Origin of the sequence: Micromonospora sp. NBC_01412 (assembly GCF_045040215.1) — a bacterium.
GTDB classification, from domain to species: Bacteria; Actinomycetota; Actinomycetes; order Mycobacteriales; family Micromonosporaceae; genus Micromonospora; species Micromonospora rubida.
Genome location: NZ_CP109528.1, coordinates 7,210,727 through 7,232,041 on the forward strand (window position 1 = coordinate 7,210,727; position 21,315 = coordinate 7,232,041).

Here is a 21,315-nt window from a genome sequence, read left to right on the forward strand (position 1 = left end):
GTCGATCGACGGGTCCCCCCGTCCTTCACCGAGGAGTGCCGTGGCCACCTCCCCCTCCGCCACCCTGCGGCGTCGCCGCCTGCTCGGCCTGCCGGCCCTGCTGGCCGCCGCGTTCACCGTCACCGCCACCGCCCGGCCCGCCCCGGCCCGCGCCGCCGGGCAGGCCGAGTGCCTGGCCGACCTGCTCAAGTCGTCCTGATGGCCACAGTCCTCTGGCTCGCCGACGTGCTGCGGGCCGCGGGCGTGCAGGTCGTCGAGGAGGGCGACTGGCGCAATCGGGCGCGACCGGGCGACTTCGCCCCGATCGGGGTGCTGTGGCACCACACCGCGTCCACCTCCAGCGCCACCAACCCGCACCCGGCGCTGAACATCTGCATCAACGGCCGCTCCGACCTGGCCGGCCCGCTCTGCCAGGCCCTGGTCGACTACAACGGCGTGTTCCACCTGATCTCCGCCGGCCGGTGCAACCACGCCGGCGCCAGCCGCGGCAGCGGCCCGATCCCGGCCGGCGACGGCAACACCCTGATGATCGGCTGGGAGATCGACTACAACGGCGTCAACCAGGAGATGACCAGCGCCCAGTACAGCGCGTGCGTCGCCGCCACCGCCGCGGTGCTCACCCGCCTGGGCCGGGACGCCAGCCACGCCCGGGGCCACCGCGAGACCAGCACCTCCGGCAAGATCGACCCGTCGTTCATCGACCTCGACGTGATGCGCGCCGACGTCGCCGCCCGGATGTCCGGCGGGAGCGCGTGGAGCACGATCGTGGACAACACCACCGCCGGGCGGTTCACCGCCAGCGCCAACTGGGGCGTCTCGTCGTACTCGGGGCAGCGGTACGGCGCCGACTACCGCTACGCCGATCCGGTGCAGTCCAGCGACGTCGCCTGGTACCGGGTAAACGTCCCGGCGACCGGGAGCTACCGGATCGACGCCTGGTGGCCGGCGAACGCGGGCTACAACAGCGCCACGCCGTACATCGTGGCCACCACCGCCGGCAACCGGACCGTCAACGTCGACCAGCGCGCCACCGGCGGACAGTGGCGTTCCCTCGGCACGTTCGCCCTGCCGGCCGGGGACGCCAACCGCGTCGGGGTCAGCCGGTGGACCTCCGCCGCCGGACTGGTCATCGCCGACGCGGTCCGGCTCACCCGGATCGCCTGAGGCCACCGCAGGGGGGTGGGTGAGGCGTACGGCCCGGACCGGCGGTACGCCTCACTCCTGCCCCAGCCAGGTCCGCAGCGCCCACCACCACCGCACGGTCTGCGGCACCGGCCACCGCCCGCCCGGCTCCGCGAGGGTCGGCGGCAGCCCGGTGAGCTCCTGCAACCGGCGCAGCCGGTAGCGGACGGTGTTCGGGTGCAGGTGCAGGGCGGCGGCCGTCAGGTCCAGCCGTTGCCCGTGGTCCAGGTAGACCAGCGCGGTCGAGGCGAGCTGCCGGTGGAAGTCGTCGGCCGGGTCGAGGGCGCCGAGCAGCTCCGCGCTGACCAGCCCGGCCAGCTCCGGCTGGGCAGCCAGCGCGGTCTCGCCGGCCAGGTCGACCACCCCGTGCAGGCCGCGCAGCCCGGCCCGGGCGGCCACGCGCAGGGCGGCCACGCACAGCCGGTGCACGGCCGGGGCCTCGGCCAGCGGTCGGGCCGGGGCGGCCACCACGAGCATGGCCGCGTCGGCCAGGTCGGCGGGCGGCAGCCGCGGGGCCAGGCCGGCGAGTCGGTCGTCGACCGTGCCGAAGACTCCCCCGCCCCCGCAGAACTGCCGCCGCACCGCCGGGATCCGGGCCGGGTCGGTCAGGTCGGTGACCACGCAGTGGTACCGGCCGTCGGAACGCAGCCCGAACGCGGCCAGCTCGTCCGGCCGGCCGTCGGCCGCCTCGTCGAGCAGCAGCCGCCGCAGCAGCCGGTTGCGGGAGTCCCGCCGGGTGCGGAGCAGTTCCAGCTCCGCCGCGTGGTGGCCGTCGACCAGGGCACGCTCCAGGGCGCCGGTGTACCGGCCGAGCTCCAGCAGGGCCTCCAGCAGCGCGGTGTCGGGTATCCCGGCGGCCCGGCCGCGGTCGAGCGCGATCTCCACCACCTTCTGCCGGCCCGCCTGCACCCCGCGCAGCAGGCCGGCGACGGAGACGCCCTGCGCGGCCCGGTCGGCGCCGAGCCGCCGAGCCGCCGCGAAGTCCCGCTCGCCGGGCTCCGCCAGGCGCTGGAAGGAGGCCAGCCCGGCGGCCAGCAGGGCCGCCACGTGCCGACGGTTCTCCGCCGGCGGCAGCCGCGCCACCTCCGGTGAGTGCACCCGGGCGGCCTCGACCATCTCGTCCACGATCTGCCGGTCCGCGGCCAGCTCGCGCAGCAACGCGCCGAGGGGCCCGGCCCGCTCCGTCAACACCATCGGCCCGCTCCCCTCGGCCGCGGCTGCTGTGGCCCGTCCACAACGACCCGACCGGGTTTTGGCCCCCGTCGCCTACCGGGAGTCCGGCTTCGGTTGGTTTCCTTCTGTTACCGCAAGGTAACACCGCGCTCCGCGCCGCGGAGCCCCACACCACGGCCACCCACCGTCCAGGAGCAGTCCATGACCGCAGCACCGTCCGCGCCCCCGCGCGCCCACCGTCCCCGCCGGTACGGCGCCCTCGCCACCGCCCTCGCCCTCGCCGTCGCCGCCGCGTCCACCCCCGCCGTCGCCACCCCCGCCGTCGCCGCTCCAGCCGCCGCCGGGCTGGCGGAGGTGATGTTCGTCGGCAACAACTGGGAGGGCACCGTGGACGTCATCCGCCCGCGCGGCGACTACGCCCGCCTCGGCCGGATCAACGTCATCCCGGACAAGCAGCAGCGGCTCTGGGAGATCTACCTGAACCCCATCAGACTCGCGTTCTACCTGGGCATCCAGCAGGGGCCCGGCGAGGGGCACGACCAACTCGTCGACGACATGTACACCGCCCCGGACGGGACCGCGCTGGTGGCGTCCCGGCCCAGCTTCGCCGACGTCGTCTCGATCGACCTGAGCACCGGGGCGGTGCGGTGGCGGTTCCCGGTGTCCGGGTTCCGCTCCGACCACATGGCGGTCTCGCCGGACGGCACCCGGGTCGCGGTCTCCGCCTCCACCTCGAACAAGGTGCACGTCCTCGACATCAACACCGGCCAGCAGGTCGGCTCGTTCGACACCGGCGACAAGCCGCACGAGAACCTCTTCACCGGCGGCGGCCGGCACATCTGGAACATGTCCATCGGCGAGGTGAACACCTCCCTCGACGACCCGTCGCAGGACTGGACCAAGGGCGACCGGCACATCACGATCGCCGACGCCGGCACCTTGCAGACGGTGAAGGAGATCGACATGCGGCCCCGGCTGGACGCCTTCGGCCGCAGCGACCTCTCCGACGCCGTCCGGCCCGCGGTCTTCACCCCCGACGAGCGCAAGCTCTACTTCCAGGTGTCGTTCTTCAACGGCTTCGTCGAGTACGACGTGGCCACCGACAAGATCACCCGGGTCGCCACCCTGCCGAAGAACCCGAACACCAGCGAGGACCGCACCACCTGGGTCAACGACTCCCGGCACCACGGCATGTCGATCAGCCCCGGCGGCGCGAAACTCTGCGTCGCCGGCACGATGGACGACTACGCCACCGTCGTCGACCGGGCCACCCTCGCCCCCGGCCCGCTGGTCACCGCGAGCAAGCCGTACTGGTCGACGGTGAGCGGGGACGGCCGCGACTGCGTCATCTCCGAGTCGGGCGCGGATCGGGTCACCGCGATCAGCTTCGCCACCGGCCAGAAGGTGGCCAGCGTGCCTGTCGGCGACCACCCGCAGCGGGTCCGGATCGGGCACCTGCCGAGCGACTGGACGCCGCCGGCCGTCCAATAGGCCCGGCGCACGGGTGCGGCCCGGCCGGTGGACCGGCCGGGCCGCACCGTGCTGTCGTCCGGTCAGCCGCCGAGGCTCGCGGCGCCCGCGGCGATCGCGGAGGCGAAGTAGCTCACCTGGGTGTAGACGCCCGGGTAGTTGGGGCGGGCGCAGCCGTTGCCCCAGCTGACGATGCCGACCTGGATCCAGGCGTTGCTGGCGTCGCGGCGGAACATCGGGCCACCCGAGTCACCCTGGCAGGTGTCGGTGCCGCCGCTGGCGTAGCCGGCGCAGATCTCCTCGGCCGGGATGATGTCGCCGCCGTAGTTCGAGTTGCAGACCGAGTCGCTGACGAACGGCACCGTGGCCTTGAGCAGGTAGCGCTGCTGCGCGCCACCCTCCCGCGCCGCGCCCCAGCCGGCGATGGTGAAGGTGCCGCTGTCGTACGCGCCGCTGGTGGCGATCGGCAGGGTGGCCAGGGTGGTGACCGGGGTGGCCAGCCGGATCAGCGCCCAGTCCTTGCCGGAACCGTTGTAGCCCGGGGCGCGGTAGACGTAGTTCGACCGGACGGTGATCCGGCTGCTCGACTGGAGGTCGACCGCGCCGAGGGTGGCCGTGATGCTGGTGTTGGCGCCGGTGGCGCCCACGCAGTGGGCGGCGGTGAGGACCAGCCGGGGGCTGTAGAGCGCCCCGCCGCAGCCCATCGAGAGTCGCACCATGAACGGGAACTCGCCCTGGGTGGCCCGGGTGCCACCGACGACGTTCGGGGTCATCGTGCCGTCGGGCGGCGCGGCGGCGGCGGGTGCGGTGAGGGTGAGGCTGCCCGCGGTCACCGCGACCAGCGCGGCGGCCAACAGGCCAGTGAGGGTGCGCCAGCGAACCATATGTTCCTCCGCATCGAGGGACCGGCGCGCCGATGGACGCACCGTGTTCGGGATGACGGAAATTCTATTGATGAATATGGATTTCTGATCATCCTCTCCGGGTCATACGACGGTGCTATCCACGCGCCGGGCGGAGGCCCCGGCGGGCGGCGCGACCGAGCCGCCCGAGCCAATCCGAGCCGTCGGGGCCAGGCCGGGCACCGCAGGCACCGCTCACCCGGCGCCGAAGCAGACGAAGGCGGCGGCTGTGGCCGCGGCGGAGCCGTCGCCGGTGGCCACGAACGCGGCCTGGGCGTCGGCGAGGGCCCGCGCCGGACCGACGCCGGCGCGCATCCGCCGGTGCAGGTCCAGCATGAGTGCGGTGGTGAGGTCGGCCGGCACCGGCAACACGGTCGCCACCAGGCACCGGGTGCCCAGCGCCAGCAGCACGGCGGTGAAGCCCAGCACCTCGTCGCCGGGGCGCACCCCGGACAGCCCCGAGTCGCACGCGGAGAGCACCACGCAGCCCGGCGGGCGGGGCAGCCGTTCCAGCTCGTACGCGAGCAGCGGCCCGTCGGCCAACTCCAGGCCGGAGAAGAGCGGGTTGTCGGCCCGGAAGGTGCCGTGCGCGGCGATGTGGGCCAGCCCGGCGCCGTCCAGCGCGGCGGTCAACGCGTCGGCGGTGGCGTCCGCCCCGGCGAGCAGCCGGGAGCCGGGCAGCTCGCGGGCGAGCAGCTCGACCTCGGTCCGCGCGGCCGGCAGGCGCGGGCCCGCTGCCAGCACCGGCGCGCCGTCGGGCGCCGCCCGGCCGTCCGCGCGCAGCCAGACCGTGGCCGACGGGGCCACCGTCACCGGCCGGCCGGCGCAGGTCGGCAGGCCGGACCACGGGACCGCGTGCAGCGCCGCAGTCGGCACGACCACCAGGGGTCGGTCGCCCAGCCGCCGGCGCAGCGGGTCGAACAGCTGCCGGTCCAGCGCCGCCGCAGCGTGTCCGACCCCGGCCCGGGCGGCTGCGGTGTCGCCGGTGGTGACCAGCCGGCGCAGGCCGAAGCGGTGCCGCCGGGCCTGCTCCACCGCCTCGGCGAGCGGACCGAGGTCGTGCAGGCTGGCCCGGCCGTCGCGGACCAAAACCGCCCGCAGGCGGTTTCCGTGCGCCACCAGCTCCACCAGCACGCGCGGGCCGAGCCGGGCGGCGAGCGCCGCGACGCCCGGCGGGGCCGCCACGTCACCACCGCCGGGCGCGCGCCGGGCCAGGTCCCTGATGCGCTGTTCGAGCCGGGCCTGCCGGCCCCGCAGCGCGTGCGTCGGCCGGCCCGCGAGCAGGGTGTCCTCCAACAGGCTGCTGACCAGGCGAAGCTCGCTGAGCGCCGCGACCAGGTCCGGATCCTCGGGCGGCAGCGCCGGCCGGGTGCGCAGGGCGTTGGCCCGCCACCGCTCCGCCCAGGCCAGGACCCGGCCGGCAGTGCCGGACCGGACCGCGAGGTCCAGTCCCTCGGCGGCCAACTGCTGCCCGTACGCCCCGCTGTGCGCCCGCAGCTCGGTAGCGCCGAGCGAGGCCCGGTGGCTGTCCAGCACGGCCAGTCCGCGCCGCAGCGCCTGGGCGGCGGAGCGGTCGTCCCCGGTGAGCCGGCACGCCAGCGCCAGGGCGTACCACCCCTGGGCCCGGCCCGGCGCGGTGCCCCGCCGACGGGCCCGCGCCGCCCGGCCCAGCAGGGTCGCCGCCTTCTCCGTGCGGCCGAGCGCGGCGGCCAGCCGGCCGGCGTCGATCCGGGTGGTCAGCGCAGGGCCGGGCCAGCCGGTGGCGTCGAGCTGGTCGGCGGTACGCACCAGCGCGGTGAGCAGCGCCGCCGAGCGGGTGCCGCGGCGGAACTCGGCGCGCAGCTCGACGTGCCGGGCGAAGGCGGCCCAGGTGCGGCGGCCCTGGCGGCGGAATCGGACCAGCGCCCGGGCTGCGGCGTCGGTGGCGGTGTCCAGGTCCCCGGTCAGCAGCGCGGCGCGAGCCTGGGCCAGCAGCGCCTCGGCCAGGTCGGAGGCCATCCCCCGGCGGCCCAACTCCCGCACGGCCGCCCCGGCCACCTCGACCGCCTCGTCGAGCAGCGGCACCGACAGCAGCAGCTCGAACCGGTCCAGCAGCAGCGCCGGCCGGGGCACCGACAGCCTGCGGTACTCCTGCTCGACCTCGGCGAAGCAGCGCAGCGCGCCCACGGTGTCGCCGCGCTGGCCCGCCGCGATGCCCAGGTTCCACCGGGCGTCGGCGGCGGCGAGTTCCAGCCCGAGTCGCTGGAAGATCGCCGCCGACCGGGCGAGGTCGTCGTCACGGCCCCGGCCGGCGCCCCGGTGGGCGTTGAGCAGGCCGCGGTTGTTGCGGGCCCGGGCCTCCAGCAGCGGGTCACCCTCGCGCTGGGCGATCTCGACGGCGAGGGAGTAGTCGCGCACCGCCTCGTCGTAGCGGCCCCGGTAGTGCAGCACCACGCCGCGCTGCATCCGGGCGCGCCCCGCGTCGGCCCCGGTGAGCGGCAGCAGGGCGGCGGTCACCGCGCGCAGGGCCGCGCCGGTGCGGCCGGCGTTGGCCAGCACGTAACCGAGGCTCATCCGGGCCAGCGCGCGGGTGCGGGGCGTCGCGGCGGCCCGCACCGCCCGGCGCAGGTGACGCAGCGCGCCGGGCAGGTCGTTGAGCTCCCGCAGGGCCAGGCCGACGGCCCGCTCGGCGGTGGAGCGCTCGTCGCCGGTGACGGCGCGGCCGGCGGCGAGCACCCGCTGCGCGAGGGTGATCGCCTCGCGGGGGTAGCGCTGCACCGCGTCGAGCGCGGCCTGGGCCGCTCCGGCACCGGGATCGGCGCTGTCCGCCATGTCGGACAGCGTTCCCGATGAACCGATCAGCGTCAATGCGGACGCGGTGAGTGGGAATTCCATGGATCGGGGTGACGATTCACGTCATTGACATTCAACAATGGTTTGGAAGAATCGACCACGCCCGGTAAGCGCTGTGGCGCCCGCACCGGGGACACCGTCGATCGCGCCGCCCGCAACCGCCTGGAGGACCGGTGCCGTCTGACCTCCCCCGCACGCCGCCGCCGGCCGACCGGCTGTCCCGTCGGCGGCTGCTGGCACTCGGCGCGCTCGTTGCGGCGGCACCCCTGGGCAGCTCGCTGCGACCGGCCGCCGCCGCCGGCGACACCGGCGACGACGACGCGTACCAGCGCGCCTTCTCCGACGCGCTGGCCGCCGACCCGAACGTCCGCCGGCACACCGTCGCGGGCCGGGAGTTCCTCTACCGTCCCCGGCAGTTGCTCGCGGCCAATGCCGACGCCCAACGGGTCACCACCTGGCTGCGCTCGCGCGGGCACCAGGTGACCGTCGGCGCCGGCTTCGCCGGGGTCACCCGGCTGGTGTTCGCCAAGGAGACCGACATTCCCACGGTGGTGTCGGCGCTGCGCAACCCCCAGCAGTGGCCGGGCCAGCCGGTCCCGGCGGTCCAGCCGCACCACGTGCTGCTGGGCCTGGGCAACATCATGGGCAACCCGGGCGGCCCGCCCCGGGCAGTGGCCGCGCTGGCCCCGCCGGACCCGGCCCGGCTCGGCGAGGGCGCCGGGGTGACCGTCGGCGTCTGCGACACCGGGATCTGGCAGCAGGCCGGCGCGTACCACCCCCAGTGGCTCGGCGGCAGCTATCTCCCGGAGTCGGACGACGAGGACGCTCTCTACGTCTCCGGGACCGTGCTGGCCGCGCAGGGCGGCCACGGCACCTTCGTCGCCGGGGTGGTCCGGCAGGCCGCGCCCGGGGTCCGCGTCGACCCGGAGCAGGCGCTGAACCCCACCGGCGTCGGCGACGAGGCGATGCTGGTGGCCGCCATGTCCCGCCTCGGGCCGCAGGTCTCCATCGTGAACCTGTCCCTGGGCGGCTTCACCCAGGACGACCTGCCCCCGCTGCCCCTGGTCAACGCCGTGGCCGCGCTGCCGGCGCAGACCGCCGTGGTGGCCGCCGCCGGCAACGCCGGCACCAGCCGCCCGGCCTGGCCGGCCGCCCTGGGTCGGGTGCTCGGCGTGGCCGCGGTGAGCTGGGCCGGCACCGGCATCGTGCCGGCGGCGTACAGCGGTTTCGGGCCGTGGGTCGACGCCTGCGCGGTCGGCGAGCACGACAGCACGTACGTCGAGGGCCAACTGCCGCTGCCGGGGCGGCCGACCCGGGTGTTCCACGGCTTCGCCGGGTGGTCCGGCACCTCGTTCGCCACGGCGTACGTCTCCGGCCGGCTGGCGGCCATGATGGTCGCCGGGGGCCTGACCGCCGACGCGGCCCGGATCGCGCTGCTCGCGAACCCCCGCTGGCACCCCGACTACGGGGTGCTGGTCTCGTGAGATCCGGCCCGGACGGCGAAGGGGCACGCCGGTGAGCGACCCGACCGCCACCGGCCTGGTCGCCGCCGCCGCCGGTGGGGACGAGGCGGCCTGGACAGAGCTGGTACGCCGCTACACCCCGCTGGTGGTGTCGGTGATCCGGGCACACGGGATGAGCCGCGCCGACGCCGCCGACGTCAACCAGACCGTCTGGCTGCGCCTGGTGGAGCGGCTGCACCAGGTGCGGGACCCGCAGGCGCTGGCCGCCTGGCTGGCCACCACCGCCCGACGGGAGTGCTACCGGCTGTCCCGCCTCGGCCGGCGCAGCCAGCCGGTCGACCCGTACGACGACGCGCTCGACGCCCGGCACGGGCCGCCGGTGGACGCGCCGGCGCCGGACGAGGAACTGCTGCGGGCCGAACGCGGGCAGGCGCTGCGGGAGGGCTTCGCCCAGCTCCCGCCCCGCTGCCAGGAGCTGCTGGCCCTGCTCACGGCCGACCCCCCGGTCAGTTACCGGGAGATCGGCGAGCGACTCGGGATGCCGGTCGGTAGCATCGGCCCCACCCAGGGTCGTTGTCTGCACAAGCTGCGTAACTGCCCGGCGCTCGCCCCGTTCCTCGGGGCCCGCCGCGGCCCCAACAAGAACGGGGGTGACCGCGATGGCGCCGTGGCCGCCGGCCGATGACGATGCCCTGACCGTGGAGCTGGGCGCGGCGCTGTGGGACGCCGGGCCCGTCCCAGAGGAGTTCCTGACCGCCGCGCGGGCGGCGTTCGCTTGGCGGACATTGGACGCCGAGTTGGCGGTCGCCGAGCTGATGTTCGACTCGGCGTGCGACGCCGAGCCCGCCGGGCTCACCCGCTCGGGCAGCGCGGCGCGGACCCTGTCCTTCCGCAGTGGCGCCGTGGTGCTGGAGATCGAGGTGAGCGACGCCGGCATCGTCGGCCAGCTCTCCCCGGCCCGAGGCGGTAGGGTCACCGCCCGCACGGCCACCGGCCAGTACGACGAGTCGCCGGTCGACGAGGTGGGCTTCTTCTCGCTGGGCGCTCCCCCGGCCGGCCCGGTCCGGCTCGCCGCCCGCGCCGACGGGTACGCGGTGGCCACCGACTGGGTCAGCCTGGGCTGAGGCCGGCAGGCCGGCAGGCACCCGCCCCTGGCGGCGCCCTTCCCTCGGATCCGACATCGCGGGCGGCGCGTGCCCGCCGCCCGCGCCCCGCCGCCCGGGAACGCGCGGCCGTGCACCGCCGCCCGGCGACGCGCGGCCGTGCACCGCCGCCCGGGACAAACGCTGCCCGGGACAAACGCTGTCCGGGACAACGCCGGTCCGCCGCCGCCCGGGGACGCGTGGCCGGGCCCGCCGCCACCCGAAGCGGCGGGCCAACGCTGTCCCGGACGGTCCCGGACAGCGGCCCTGAGCAGCCAGGACAACCGGGGCAGGTGTCCTGGACGACGAGTGCCTTGTCAGTCTCCCGACCGCCTCTACAGGGTGGAGGCAGCCGTGCCACACGGCCCGCCCGGCCCAGAGCCGGGCGCCAACGTTGCGGCACTCTGCCGCAGACGAATCGGGGGATTCGATGGTCACGGCACACCAGCCGCGCCCGGCACACCGATCGGTGGAAGGATCAGATGTCGACGGCCGGCCGCCGGGCATCCGGGGATACCGGCGCTTCGGCCGCCATCCCGACCGCCCGAAGGACTACCTCGCGGTTCCCACCGACGCCGTGACCCTCGTCGCCGAGTTCGACCCGGCCGGGCTCGGGGCCGGGGCCGATCCGGACTCGTTCGCCTACACCGTCTACGGCCTGCACACCCGGCCCCGGCAACGGATACGCGGGAACCGGCCGTACACCCTGGAGATCGCCCTCGAGCCGTGGGCGGCGTTCACACTTCTCGGCGTGCCGATGCACGAGTTGGCGGACGTCGCCACCGACCTGGCCGACCTGCCCGGCGTGCCGACGGTCGTCCTCACCGACGCGATCACCACGGCGCCCGACTGGCGCCGGCGCCTCCACGGGCTCGACCAGGCCCTCGGCCGCTGGCTGGATCGGGGGCCCCGGTGCTACCCGTACGTGCTTCGCGCCTGGCAGCTTCTCGCCGGCAGCGGCGGCACGGCGTCCGTCTCCGGCCTGGCCGCCTCGACCCACTGCAGCGCCCGGAACCTGGAGCGCGGCTTCCGCCAGCAGATCGGGCTGCCGCCGAAGACGGCGGGGCGGGTCGTGCGGTTCCAGCGGGCGCTCCGGCTGCTGGTCGGGGGCAGCCCCGCGGCCGAGGTCGCCGCGGTGTGCGGCTACTACGACCAGCCGCACCTCACCCGTGAGTTCTCACGGATGACCGACCGCAGCATTTCGCGGTACCTCCTCGAACGCGGCGCCGACCCGGGGTTCGGCCGGCCCTGACCGCGTACGCCGCCCTCGGCGGCCATCGGCAGCCGGTCGGGTTTTTCCAAGACGATCGATGCCGTCCTGCATGAAGGTAATCCACATAACCGGCACCTGGGCTCTACAGCCCGAAATCACCATGGAGGTGAACATGTACCGACAGATCGAAGCGCTGGGCGGCAGGCTCCTCGGCCTCTTCGTCCCCCGGGTCGAGGCGGCTGCGGCGACGACGGCGGCCTGCAAGTCCTGGCCCGCCTGCTGGCAGTGCAACAAGGCCTACGGCGGCCACTGCTCCTACAACGCCCCGTGCTCGACGTGCAACAACGGCGGCTCCTACAGCTGCTTCTGCTGATCGCACGGGCCGTGCCGGCGGGCTCTGCGATCCGCCGGCACGGCCCACCCGGGCACCGATACGCCTCCGGGCCCGGCCGTCCGACGCCCACCAGCCCCACGATCCAGGAGGTTCCGTGCAGTACCTGACGATCGGGATCCGGTTCCTGCTCGGCACGGTCTTCCTGGTCTCCTCGTTGAGCAAGGTCGCCGGCCGCGGGGCGTTCGAGACCTTCGCCGCGTCGATCCGCGACCTGGGGCTGGCACCCACCCGCACCGTACGACCCCTCGCCGGCACCGTGGTCGCGGTCGAGTTCGCCGCCTGGACGCTGCTGGCTGTTCCGCTGCCCGTGACCGGCATGGCCGGCCTGCTGGTGGCGGCGGCGCTGCTCCTGGTGTTCAGCGCGGGCATCGCGGTCTCGCTGCGGCGGGGCACCCGGACCGCCTGCCGCTGCTTCGGCGCTTCCACCGTCACCCTCGGTCTCCCCCACGTGGTCCGCAACGCCGTCCTCGCCGCCCTCGCGGCAGCCGCCGTGCCGGCCACGCTGGAACCGACGCCGACGCACCTCGGCGGAGCCGCACTGGCCGCCGTCGCCGGCACGGTCCTGGGAATCCTGGTGGCGGCCGGGGACGACATTGCCGAACTGCTCCACCCGATGTCCCCGGCCCCCGACCGCCACCGCGGGCCGCAACCGCACAGAAGGGGTACGAAGAATGCCGGTACTGGTCGCGGCCCTCACCCTCGTCGGGCTGATCGCCACCGTGAACCTGCTGCTCAGCATGGGCATCATCAAGCGACTCCGCGAGCACACTGAACTGCTCGCCAACCTCGGCGGAGGCCCGGCGTCCCTGGTCGCCGGCGAAGCGGTCGGTGAGTTCAGCACCGTCACCGTGGACGACCGGCCGCTCGACCGGGAATCGCTGACCGGCGAGACGGTCGTCGGCTTCTTCTCACCGACCTGCCAACCGTGCAAGGAGAAGCTGCCGACCTTCATCGACTACGCGCGGAACCGGACCGGTGGTGACCGGCGGGCGCTGGCAGTGGTGGTCGGGGACGCCGAACAGGCCGAAGACTTCGTCAGCCGGCTCTCCCCGGTCGTCCGGGTGGTGCTCGAGAACCCGGACGGCCCGATGAGCCTCGCGTTCAAGACGCGGGCGTTCCCCACCGTGCTCGCGGTAGCGCCGGACGACGACGGCCGGCTCGTCGTCACCGACGACCACTTCGCCCTAGACCAGCCAGCCGCCCTGGTATGAGCGGGCGGACCGACCGGGCGACGACCGGGCCGACCAGGGCCGCGCGGGGCATCCGTCCCGCCTGGGCGCTGGCGGCCCGGACCGCCCCCGGAACCCTGACGGTGTACGTGGTGGTGATGCTGGCCGGCGGGGCGCTGCCGGTCCTCGCCGCGTGGCTGACGAAGCTCATCCTGGACGGGCTGGTCGGGGGCGGCCCGCTCGGTGGGCTCGGCTGGCTCGCGCTCGGGCTCGCCGGGGCCGGCGCGCTCGCCACGGTGACGCCGCAACTGACCACGTACCTGCGGGCGGAGTTGGACCGGGCGGTCGGGCTGGTGGCCCAGGACCGGCTCTTCGCGGCGGTGGACGACTTCGCGGGGCTGGGACGCTTCGAGGACCCCGGGTTTCTCGACCGGCTCCGCCTGGCCCAGCAGGCCGCCGGAGGGACACCCGGCCAGATCGTCGACGGCGTGCTCGGTGGCGTCCGCAGCGCGATCACGGTGGTCGGCTTCCTCGGCTCCCTGTACGTCCTCAGCCCGCTGCTGACGCTCGTCGTGCTGGGAGCCGGCGTACCGGTCCTGGTGGCCGAGATCGCGCTGTCGCGTCGACGGGCCCGCATGTTCTGGAACGTGGGCGGCATCGAACGGCGCGAGTTCTTCTACAGCGACCTGTTGTCCAGTGCCGAGGCGGCCAAGGAGATCCGGCTGTTCGGCACGGGCGGGTACCTCCGCGGCCGGATGATCGCCGAGCGGCGTGAGGCCAACGCCGCGAAGCGGGCCGTCGACCGGCGCGAGAGCTGGATCCAGTCCGGCCTCGGCCTGCTCGCGGCGCTGGTGGCCGGCGGTGGCCTGCTGTGGGCGGTGGCCGCCGCGCGCGCGGGCAGGCTGTCGGTCGGCGACCTGACCGTCCTCGTCGCCGGCGTGGCCGGGGTGCAGGGCGCGCTCACCGCCCTGGCGGGCGAGGTGGCGCGGGCGCACCAGGCGCTGCTCGTCTTCGAGCACTACACGGCGGTGACCGGGGCCGGGAACGACCTGGTCACCGCCGCGCCGCCGCGTCCGCTGCCGCCGCTTCGTCACGGCATCGAGCTGCGCGACGTGTGGTTCCGCTACTCGGAGGAGCACCCATGGGTGCTGCGGGGCGTCGACCTGTGGATCCCGGCGGGCCGGTCGGTCGCGCTGGTAGGGCTCAACGGCGCCGGCAAGTCCACCCTGGTCAAGCTGCTGTGCCGCTTCTACGACCCGACCCGCGGCGCGGTCCTCTGGGATGGTGTGGACCTGCGGGAGTTCGACGTGACGCACCTGAGGCAGCGCATCGGCGCGGTGTTCCAGGACTACATGCGCTACGACCTGACCGCCACGGACAACATCGGCCTGGGCGACCTGGCGTTGCGCGAACAGCACGACCGGGTGCGGATCGCCGCCGAGCGCGCCGGCATCCACGACGAGATCGCGGCCCTGCCGCAGGGGTACGACACCATGCTGTCCCGGATCTTCTTCTCGGAGCGGGACAGGGAGGACCAGACGACCGGGACCGTCCTCTCCGGCGGCCAGTGGCAACGCCTCGCCCTGGCCCGGGCGTTCCTGCGCGACCAGCGTGACCTGATGGTCCTCGACGAGCCGTCGTCCGGGCTCGACGCCGAGGCCGAGCACGAGATCCACACCTCGCTGCGCCGGCATCGTAGACGGCGGACCAGTCTGCTCATCTCACACCGGCTCGGTGCGGTGCGGGACGCCGACGTGATCGTCGTGCTCCGCGACGGACGGGTGGTGGAGCAGGCGGACCACGTCACGCTGATGGCGACCGGCGGGGAGTACGCCCGGCTGTTCACCCTCCAGGCCGCCGGCTATCAGGCGGCGGCCACGGGAAGTGAGGAGGCATGACCGGCGGGCAGACCCACCTGCTCCGGCCCGGGCCGCCCACCGCCGCAGACGCCCGCCGGATCCGACGCCGGATCAGGTGGAGGCGGGCGGCGCCCGGACTCGCCGCCGGCGGGCTCGGCGCCGTCGTCGCGCTCGGGGCGCTGGACAAGCCGTGGGCGGCCCTCCCCGGCGGCCTGTTCGCGGTCGCGCTGGTCCGGGCCGGTTCGGTCGCGCTGCGGCGGCACTTCGTCGCCGTCACGGTGCGCGGCACGAGCATGCTTCCCGCCTACGACGACGGCGACCGGGTCCTGGTCCGCCGGGCCGGGACACCCACCGTGGGACAGGTGGTGGTGGTCGAACGGCCCGCGCACGGCTGGCGTCTGCCACCGCTGCCCCGAGGCGCCTCGGCGGCGGCGATCGCCAACCGGATCTGGATGATCAAGAGGGTCGCCGCGGTGGCCGGGGATCCGATGCCGGGGGGCCTGCCGGCACCGCCGGACGGGCCCGGGGGGCGCAGCGTGCCCCGGGACCGGATGGTGCTTCTCGGCGACAATCGCGCGGCCAGTGTGGACTCGCGGCAGCTGGGCCTCTTCCCGACGGAACGCGTCCTCGGCGCGGTACTGTCGGGCGGCCAGAACCGCCCCGGGGGGGTGACGCGAGCCGGGACGTGACCGGACACCGGGGCCACCAGCAGCTGGCATCTGTCAGATCACCGACCATATTGAATCGTTGGTGATCTATACCCTTGGGCCGTGACGACAGCCGGAGCGGACCTTCGGCCGGACCAGGCAGGCACGACGGTCGAGTTCCTCGCGTTGCTGCGGGAGCTCAAGGACCGGTCCGGCCACACTTACCGGGAGCTGGAACGGCGGGCGGCAGCACGCGGCGACGTCCTGCCCCGGAGCACCACCGCCGCCGCCCTGCGCGGGCACTCCCCGCCACGGGCCGAGTTGCTCGAGGCGCTGGTACGGGCCTGCGGGGCGGAGGAACACCTGCAGCAGTGGCTGCGCGCCCGGGACCGGCTCGACGCGGCCGGGGAGCAACCGGATCAACCCGTGGCGCCCGGAAACCCGCCACCCGGTCCGCCCGCACCACCCGACGGTGGCCGGCCCGACCCGGCCCCGGGCGGCCCGGCCGCGACCACGAATGGCCGCTCCGACGGTGACACCCGCCGTCGCACACCGGCGACCCGGTGGCGGCCGGCGGGACGCCGGTTCCGTCCGGCGCTGGTCGCACCAATCCTGGCGAGCCTGCTGGCCGTCGGCGTCGGCGCAGCGCCGACGACGACATCGGCCCGAGGCACGCCGACCGGCCCGGCGGCGACAGCGGGCCGGGAGTCGACCGGCGCGACCGTCCGGCAGTCCCTGCCGCTGCCCACGAACCTCCTCGGGGAGATCCGCATCCGCCCCGTCACCGCGCCCGACCTGTGCCTGGCGGACGGCCGTGTCCTGGACCTCCGGTACACCCCGCTGGTGGCGGTGCAGCGGTCGTGCGACGAGGTGTGGCCGCAGACGACCGTGCTCCAGCCGGCCGGCGACGAGACCTACCGCATCAGGTGGGACCATCCCGACTACGGTCCGGGCTGCCTGCGGGTTCTGACCGCGGGGCCCGGCGCCGGGCTCCTGGAGCCCTGGGACGACTGCGTACGCGGCAGCCGCTTCCGGATCGAGCCGTCGGGTTCGTACGACAGCAACACCTACGTCCTCCGCGTCCCCGGCTACGGCTGCGTGGGCATCAGGGACTCCGGCACCTCGGAGGGGACCGAGGCGGTGATGGGACGCTGTGTGGGCCAAGGCGGCCAGGTCTTCCACATCGAGCCGGCACCCCCTGCCGGCGCCGAATGACGCCGGGTTCCGCCCGGCGGCACCTGACGATGACCGTCGTGCTGACAGGCGTACGGCGGGGTCACGCGGACCGGACGGTCCGGGACCCCGCCGTGCGGCTACCGGGCGGCCACGGCGGCCATCAGCGGGGCGGCGACGACGAACCGTCCGGATCCGCGCCCGCCCGCGAGGGCTAGACCGACATGAGGTCCCGCCAGGCGATGTTGTTGCTGTACCGGACGTTGACCTGCAGGTCCGAGGTGAGCGGCAGCAACGGGTCGCGCGGGGAGTCCCACACGGCCACCAGCGAGAAGTGGCCGGGGCCGGGCACGGCGCCCCACGGGACGACCACGGTCGTGGCGCCCGGCGGCACGACGACGGACACCGTCGCGACCCAGGTCAGGTCCGTCGGCCAGACCATTCCACCGCCCGGTGACGTGCGGTAGATCCGCAGCGCCCCACTGTCGATGCCCGTGCCGTACGGGCCAGGATTTCGCAGCGTGACGAAGATGTAGTTCGTCATGCCGACGACCGGGAACTGGCTGGTCGCGCACGACAGCGCCGCCGGGCAGACCCTGATGTCCGGGCTGGACCAGATCGGGTTGGTCATGTGCGGCTCGAGGCCGACGTCCGTGGCGAGGTCCCGCATATAGATGTCGGTGGGGGCCATGATCCGGTCCGGCTTCGCGGCCGGCGGAGCGGCGGTGGCGGTGGTGGCCAGCAGGCTGGCCAGGGCCGTGCCGGCTAGCAGGGCCAGCGCCGCGCGGCGGGCACGGCTACCCAGAAATGCCATGACTACTGTCTCCCATCGACGGAGGTAGCCGGCCCGGGTCCCGCGCCGGCGTGGTCATGCCTTCAGGAGCGGGCCGCCCACCCGGAGATACCGACGCCGGGGTGACGGTTGTCCAGATGACGCCAGGCCGGGTCACGGGGTCCCGCCCGCGAGCGGGTTGATCGAGTTGAGGTCGCGCCAGGCGATGTTGTTGTTGTTCCGGACGTTGGTCAGGATGTCGGCGGTCAGGAACGGCAACGGGTCGTTCGGGGACTCCCACACGGCCAGCAGGGAGAAGTGACCGGGGCCGGGGACGCCGCCCCACGGAACGCTCACCGTCGTGACGCCCGGTGCGACGACGACGCTCACCGCCGCGACCGGCATCCAGCCCATCGGCCAGGCCAGGCTGCCGCCCGGGGTCGTACGGTAGAACCGCAGCGCCCCGCTGTCGGTGCCCGAGCCGTACGGCCCGGGGTTGCGCAGCTTCACGAAGATGTAGTTGGTCATGCCGACGATCGCGTTCACGCTGGTCGCGCATTCCACCGCCGTCGGGCAGATCTTGACGTCGGGACTGGCCCAGATCGGGCTGCCCGAGTGCGGCTGGAGGCCGACGTCCGTGGCGACGTCCCGCATCCAGACGTCGGTGGGGGCCATGATCCGGTCCGGCTTCGCGACCGGCGGAGCGGCGGTGGCGGTGGTGGCCAGCAGGCCGGCCAGGGCCGTGCCGGCTAGCAGGGCCAGCGCCGCGCGGCGGGCACGGCTACCCAGAAATGCCATGACAACTGTCTCCCATCGACGGAGGTGACCGGCCCGGGGGTTCTCCGGCCCCGCGTCGGTGTGGTCATGGCTTCAGGAGCCGGCTCGGCGAGCGGAGATACCATCGCGGGCACCGGCCTTTGACAGATGACGCCAGGCCGGATCAATCACCCCATGAAGGCGACAGCTCGGCCGCCCGGGCTGACGGCCCGGGCGCGCGGGCATCCCGGCGGCACGTCTGCGCCGCCCGTCAGCCCTACCGGCGGAAGGCGGGGGCCGGCGACGGCGACCCCGGCCAGGGCGCGTCGTGGAAGGCGGCCTCGACCAGCAGGGCCTCGACGGCCCGTAGGAACCGCTCGGCCCGCTCCGGCGGCAGGTAGCGGGTGTCCACGGTGATCGCCAGCTCGACGGCTCCGGGGGCGTCGATGACCTGGAGGCGGCAGCGCCAGGCGAACCGGTCCAGCTCCTCCAGCCAACGGAACGTGCTGCGGCCCGCCGCCGCCCGAAGGGCCACCTCGTCCGGGCCGGCCGGTTCGGGGTCGGTGGCGTGCGGCAGCCGGATGTCGTTGAGGTAGCAGAACGGGGCCAGGGCGGTGCGGTAGTCGACCCCTCGCTCGGCGAACGCGCGTTCCAGCTCGGCCGGGTCGTAGTAGGCGTGCCGGTACGCGTCCAGCGACGCCCTGCGGGCACGGGAGAGCAACTCGGCGAAGCCGGGCCGGTCGGCCAGGTCGAGCCGGCAGAGCCCGATCTGGTTGAGCTTGCTGATCGCGACGTCGTACTCGGGCTGGAACCGGTTGTTCGCCATGGTGAACACGCCGCAGACGTCCCCGCCGTTGTCGGCGGTGAGCACGGCGGCGGTCGCCGCGAGCAGGACGGTGGCGTTGCTGACGCCGTGCCGGGTGGCGACGAGCCGGGCCGCGTGACGCACTGCCTCGGAAACCAGCGAGCCCCGGCGGTACCGGGGGTTGAGCCCGGGGCCGACCTGGTCGAACAGGCCCACCGTGAGGCCGGGGAACTGCCGCGTCCAGTACGCCACCGCCCGGTCGCCGCGACGCCGTTCCCCGTCCCGCTCCCGCTCGGCGACGTCGAGGGACTGCGGGCCGGGCGGGGTGGGCAGCGAACCGCGCAGCACGAGCAGCCGCAGGTCCCGCAGCACGGTCTCGGTGGCGTGGAAGTCCACGGTGGAGTGGCTGAACACCAGCACGACCTGTCGTACCCGGTCGTCCACGGTGACCAGCGCGGCCCGCATCGGCCACTCGGAGGCGTGGTCGAAGCGGGGGGCGCCCAGCCGGTCGGCCAGGGCCGCCGCGGCGGTCCGGCCGTCGGGGTCGGCCGCGGCGTGCGGGACCGGGTGCACCAGGACGGGCAGCCGGCCCGCCGGGGCGGCGGACTGGTACAGCTCGCCGTCGACGGAGCACACCCGGGTGCGCAGCGACTCGTGCCGGTCCACCAGGGCCGCGACGGCCCGCACGGCCCGCGCCACGTCGACGTCTGCCCGCCGGGAGACGGCCAGGACGCGGCGCAGGTTCAGCACGCTGTGGCTCGGGGACTCGAACTCCTCGACGGCCCGCCACATCGCCCGTTGGCCCCAGGTGAGCGGGCCGATCCCGACCCGGCCGCCCGCGAACCGGGCGTACGCCACCGCCTCGCCGGCTTCGGCGGGGAGCACCACGGGCGGCGTCGCCACCGCAACCGGGGCGGCCGACGGGGCGGCCGACGGCCAGGAGACCTCGGCGAATGCCGCTTCCACCAGCAGTTCCTCCAGCTCGCGCAGGAACGGTTCGACCGTGTCGACCGCGACATGACGGGTGTCGACGGTGAGGGTCACCCCCACCCCGCCCGGCTCGTCGACCACATGGGTCAGCAGGTGCCAGGACGCCCGGTCCAGCCCCCTGGCCCAGGAGAAGCCGGTGCGCGCCATGGCGGCCCGCAGGTCGCGTCGGGTCACCTCCGGCGCGGCAGCCGCGGCGCCGACGGGCAGCCGGACGTCGTTGAAATAGTAGTGCGGCAGGAACGCGGTCGCGTAGTCGCGGTCGGCATCGGCGAATCCCCGGCGCAGCGCGGAGGGGTCGTAGAAGGCGTTCCGCAGGCCGTTCAGCGACGCCTGCCAGACGCGGGACAGCAGCAGCGGGAACGCGGGGCGGTCCGCCACGTCCAGGACGCCGAACCCGATCTGCCCGAGGTTTGCCACCGCGTCCGCGTACCTGGCGGGGAACCGGTTGTGCGCCATCGGGAACAGGCCGCAGCGGTCCCGCCCGGACCGGGCGGCGGCCAGCGCCGTCACGCCGGCGAGCAGCACCGCCGAGGTGCTGACCCGGTGCCGGGCGGCGATCGCCCGGGCCGCCAGGTCGACGGCCGAGGAGACCAGCACTCCCCGGCGCAGCCGGGGGGTGAGCCCCGGGCCGCCCGGCGGCAACGGCTCGGCGGGCAGCCGCGCGAACTCCCGCAGCCAGTACGCCACGGCCCGCTCGGAGCGGCGCCCCTCGACGCCGTGCTGGAGACGAGCCACGTCCACCGACTGGGGGCCGGGCGGGGTGTCGATCCGCCCGCGCAGCAGGAGCAGCCGCAGGTCCCGTAGCACCACCTCTGCGGCGTGGGCGTCGACGGTCGAATGGCTGAAGACCAGCACGACCTGCCGCACCCGGCCGTCCACGGTGACCAGGGCGACCCGCACCGGCCACTCCCGCGCGTGGTCGAACGCGACGCCGCTGAGGCGGTCCGCGGCGTCCCGGGCGTCCCGCGCGCCGTCACCGGTGCCGGCGAGCACCAGCAGCGGCAGGTGCCCGGTCGCGGCGGTCTCCTGGCGGTGCTCGCCGTCGACCGCGCGCACCCGGGTGCGCAGCGACCCGTGCCGGCCGACCAGCGCGCCGAGCGCCCGGGTGGCGCGCTCGGTGTCGGCGCCGGCCCGGGCGGAGACCGGCACCGTGCGGCGCAGGTTGAGGAAGCGGTGGTTGGAGCCGTGGCGGGCGTTCGCCCGCCAGGTCACCTGCTGGGCCCAGGTCAGCGGCGCCGTGCCGGCGCCGGCACCGTGAAAGGGCGCGTGAACCAGGGTCTCGTCAGCCCACTCGGCGGGCACCACGGCATCGGCGAATCGCATTCCCGACCGTACGACGGGCAGTGCCGCCCGGGGTCGGTCGATCGGATTCT

General features: G+C 74.9%; 19 protein-coding genes. 13 read left to right on the forward strand and 6 right to left on the reverse strand.

The window, feature by feature from the left end; all coding sequences use genetic code 11:
- Window positions 1-40: 40 nt before the first annotated feature.
- Both OG617_RS31515 and OG617_RS31520 read left to right on the forward strand, forming a co-directional pair.
- Window positions 41-199 carry a hypothetical protein gene (locus OG617_RS31515; RefSeq protein ID WP_405096522.1) on the forward strand — a complete coding sequence of 53 codons (159 nt, stop codon included), beginning with the start codon at window positions 41-43 and terminating at the stop codon, window positions 197-199.
- Complete coding sequence (locus OG617_RS31520; RefSeq protein ID WP_405096523.1) at window positions 199-1,164, forward strand: N-acetylmuramoyl-L-alanine amidase; 966 nt, start codon at window positions 199-201, stop codon at window positions 1,162-1,164. Before OG617_RS31515 ends, OG617_RS31520 begins: the two co-directional genes overlap by 1 nt.
- A gap of 51 nt (window positions 1,165-1,215) precedes the next feature.
- Here the strand turns inward: OG617_RS31520 and OG617_RS31525 are convergent, their stop codons facing one another.
- The gene (locus OG617_RS31525) at window positions 1,216-2,376 is read right to left on the reverse strand and encodes a helix-turn-helix domain-containing protein (protein WP_405096524.1); all 1,161 of its coding nucleotides are present in this window, start codon (window positions 2,374-2,376) and stop codon (window positions 1,216-1,218) included.
- Window positions 2,377-2,556: 180 nt separating this feature from the next.
- On the opposite strand from OG617_RS31525, the gene OG617_RS31530 reads away from it, so the two are divergent.
- Window positions 2,557-3,846 carry a YncE family protein gene (locus tag OG617_RS31530; protein ID WP_405096525.1) on the forward strand — a complete coding sequence of 430 codons (1,290 nt, stop codon included), beginning with the start codon at window positions 2,557-2,559 and terminating at the stop codon, window positions 3,844-3,846.
- 62 nt (window positions 3,847-3,908) lie between these two features.
- On the opposite strand, the gene OG617_RS31535 is transcribed toward OG617_RS31530, so the two are convergent.
- Window positions 3,909-4,709 (reverse strand): S1 family peptidase, encoded by an 801-nt coding sequence (locus OG617_RS31535; protein WP_396674361.1) that lies wholly within the window; start codon window positions 4,707-4,709, stop codon window positions 3,909-3,911.
- A gap of 213 nt (window positions 4,710-4,922) precedes the next feature.
- Window positions 4,923-7,538, reverse strand: a complete 2,616-nt coding sequence (locus OG617_RS31540; RefSeq protein ID WP_405096526.1) for a CHAT domain-containing protein — start codon at window positions 7,536-7,538, stop codon at window positions 4,923-4,925.
- Between the two features lie 194 nt (window positions 7,539-7,732).
- Here OG617_RS31540 and OG617_RS31545 point away from each other — a divergent pair, with 194 nt between their 5' ends.
- The 10 genes from OG617_RS31545 to OG617_RS31590 all read left to right on the forward strand — a co-directional run bounded on the left by OG617_RS31545 (window position 7,733) and on the right by OG617_RS31590 (window position 16,661).
- Complete coding sequence (locus tag OG617_RS31545) at window positions 7,733-9,043, forward strand: S8/S53 family peptidase (protein WP_405096527.1); 1,311 nt, start codon at window positions 7,733-7,735, stop codon at window positions 9,041-9,043.
- Window positions 9,044-9,074: 31 nt separating this feature from the next.
- Window positions 9,075-9,707 (forward strand): RNA polymerase sigma factor, encoded by a 633-nt coding sequence (locus OG617_RS31550; RefSeq protein ID WP_405096528.1) that lies wholly within the window; start codon window positions 9,075-9,077, stop codon window positions 9,705-9,707.
- A complete protein-coding gene (locus tag OG617_RS31555) occupies window positions 9,682-10,146 on the forward strand; it encodes a hypothetical protein (RefSeq protein ID WP_405096529.1) in 465 nt (154 codons plus the stop codon). Before OG617_RS31550 ends, OG617_RS31555 begins: the two co-directional genes overlap by 26 nt.
- 487 nt (window positions 10,147-10,633) lie before the next feature.
- Window positions 10,634-11,416, forward strand: coding sequence for a helix-turn-helix domain-containing protein (locus OG617_RS31560; RefSeq protein ID WP_405096530.1), 783 nt, complete (start codon window positions 10,634-10,636; stop codon window positions 11,414-11,416).
- Window positions 11,417-11,549: 133 nt separating this feature from the next.
- Window positions 11,550-11,750, forward strand: a complete 201-nt coding sequence (locus tag OG617_RS31565) for a hypothetical protein (protein WP_405096531.1) — start codon at window positions 11,550-11,552, stop codon at window positions 11,748-11,750.
- A 115-nt stretch (window positions 11,751-11,865) separates the two neighbouring features.
- Window positions 11,866-12,543 (forward strand): MauE/DoxX family redox-associated membrane protein, encoded by a 678-nt coding sequence (locus OG617_RS31570; RefSeq protein WP_405096532.1) that lies wholly within the window; start codon window positions 11,866-11,868, stop codon window positions 12,541-12,543.
- Window positions 12,443-12,982, forward strand: a complete 540-nt coding sequence (locus tag OG617_RS31575) for a TlpA family protein disulfide reductase (protein ID WP_396681493.1) — start codon at window positions 12,443-12,445, stop codon at window positions 12,980-12,982. The genes OG617_RS31570 and OG617_RS31575 overlap by 101 nt, the downstream gene beginning before the upstream one ends.
- Window positions 12,979-14,838: an ABC transporter ATP-binding protein gene (locus OG617_RS31580; RefSeq protein WP_405096533.1), complete on the forward strand. Its 1,860-nt coding sequence runs from the start codon at window positions 12,979-12,981 to the stop codon at window positions 14,836-14,838. Before OG617_RS31575 ends, OG617_RS31580 begins: the two co-directional genes overlap by 4 nt.
- Window positions 14,835-15,488, forward strand: coding sequence for a S26 family signal peptidase (locus OG617_RS31585; protein ID WP_405096534.1), 654 nt, complete (start codon window positions 14,835-14,837; stop codon window positions 15,486-15,488). The genes OG617_RS31580 and OG617_RS31585 overlap by 4 nt, the downstream gene beginning before the upstream one ends.
- A gap of 81 nt (window positions 15,489-15,569) precedes the next feature.
- Entirely contained in the window at window positions 15,570-16,661 is a 1,092-nt protein-coding gene (locus OG617_RS31590) for an RICIN domain-containing protein (RefSeq protein WP_405096535.1), read from the forward strand.
- A 172-nt stretch (window positions 16,662-16,833) separates the two neighbouring features.
- Here the strand turns inward: OG617_RS31590 and OG617_RS31595 are convergent, their stop codons facing one another.
- The 3 genes from OG617_RS31595 to OG617_RS31605 form a co-directional block, all read right to left on the reverse strand.
- Window positions 16,834-17,433 carry a hypothetical protein gene (locus tag OG617_RS31595; protein ID WP_405096536.1) on the reverse strand — a complete coding sequence of 200 codons (600 nt, stop codon included), beginning with the start codon at window positions 17,431-17,433 and terminating at the stop codon, window positions 16,834-16,836.
- Between the two features lie 132 nt (window positions 17,434-17,565).
- Window positions 17,566-18,189 (reverse strand): hypothetical protein, encoded by a 624-nt coding sequence (locus OG617_RS31600; RefSeq protein WP_405096537.1) that lies wholly within the window; start codon window positions 18,187-18,189, stop codon window positions 17,566-17,568.
- A gap of 235 nt (window positions 18,190-18,424) precedes the next feature.
- Entirely contained in the window at window positions 18,425-21,265 is a 2,841-nt protein-coding gene (locus OG617_RS31605; protein ID WP_405096538.1) for a condensation domain-containing protein, read from the reverse strand.
- Window positions 21,266-21,315 lie beyond the last annotated feature (50 nt).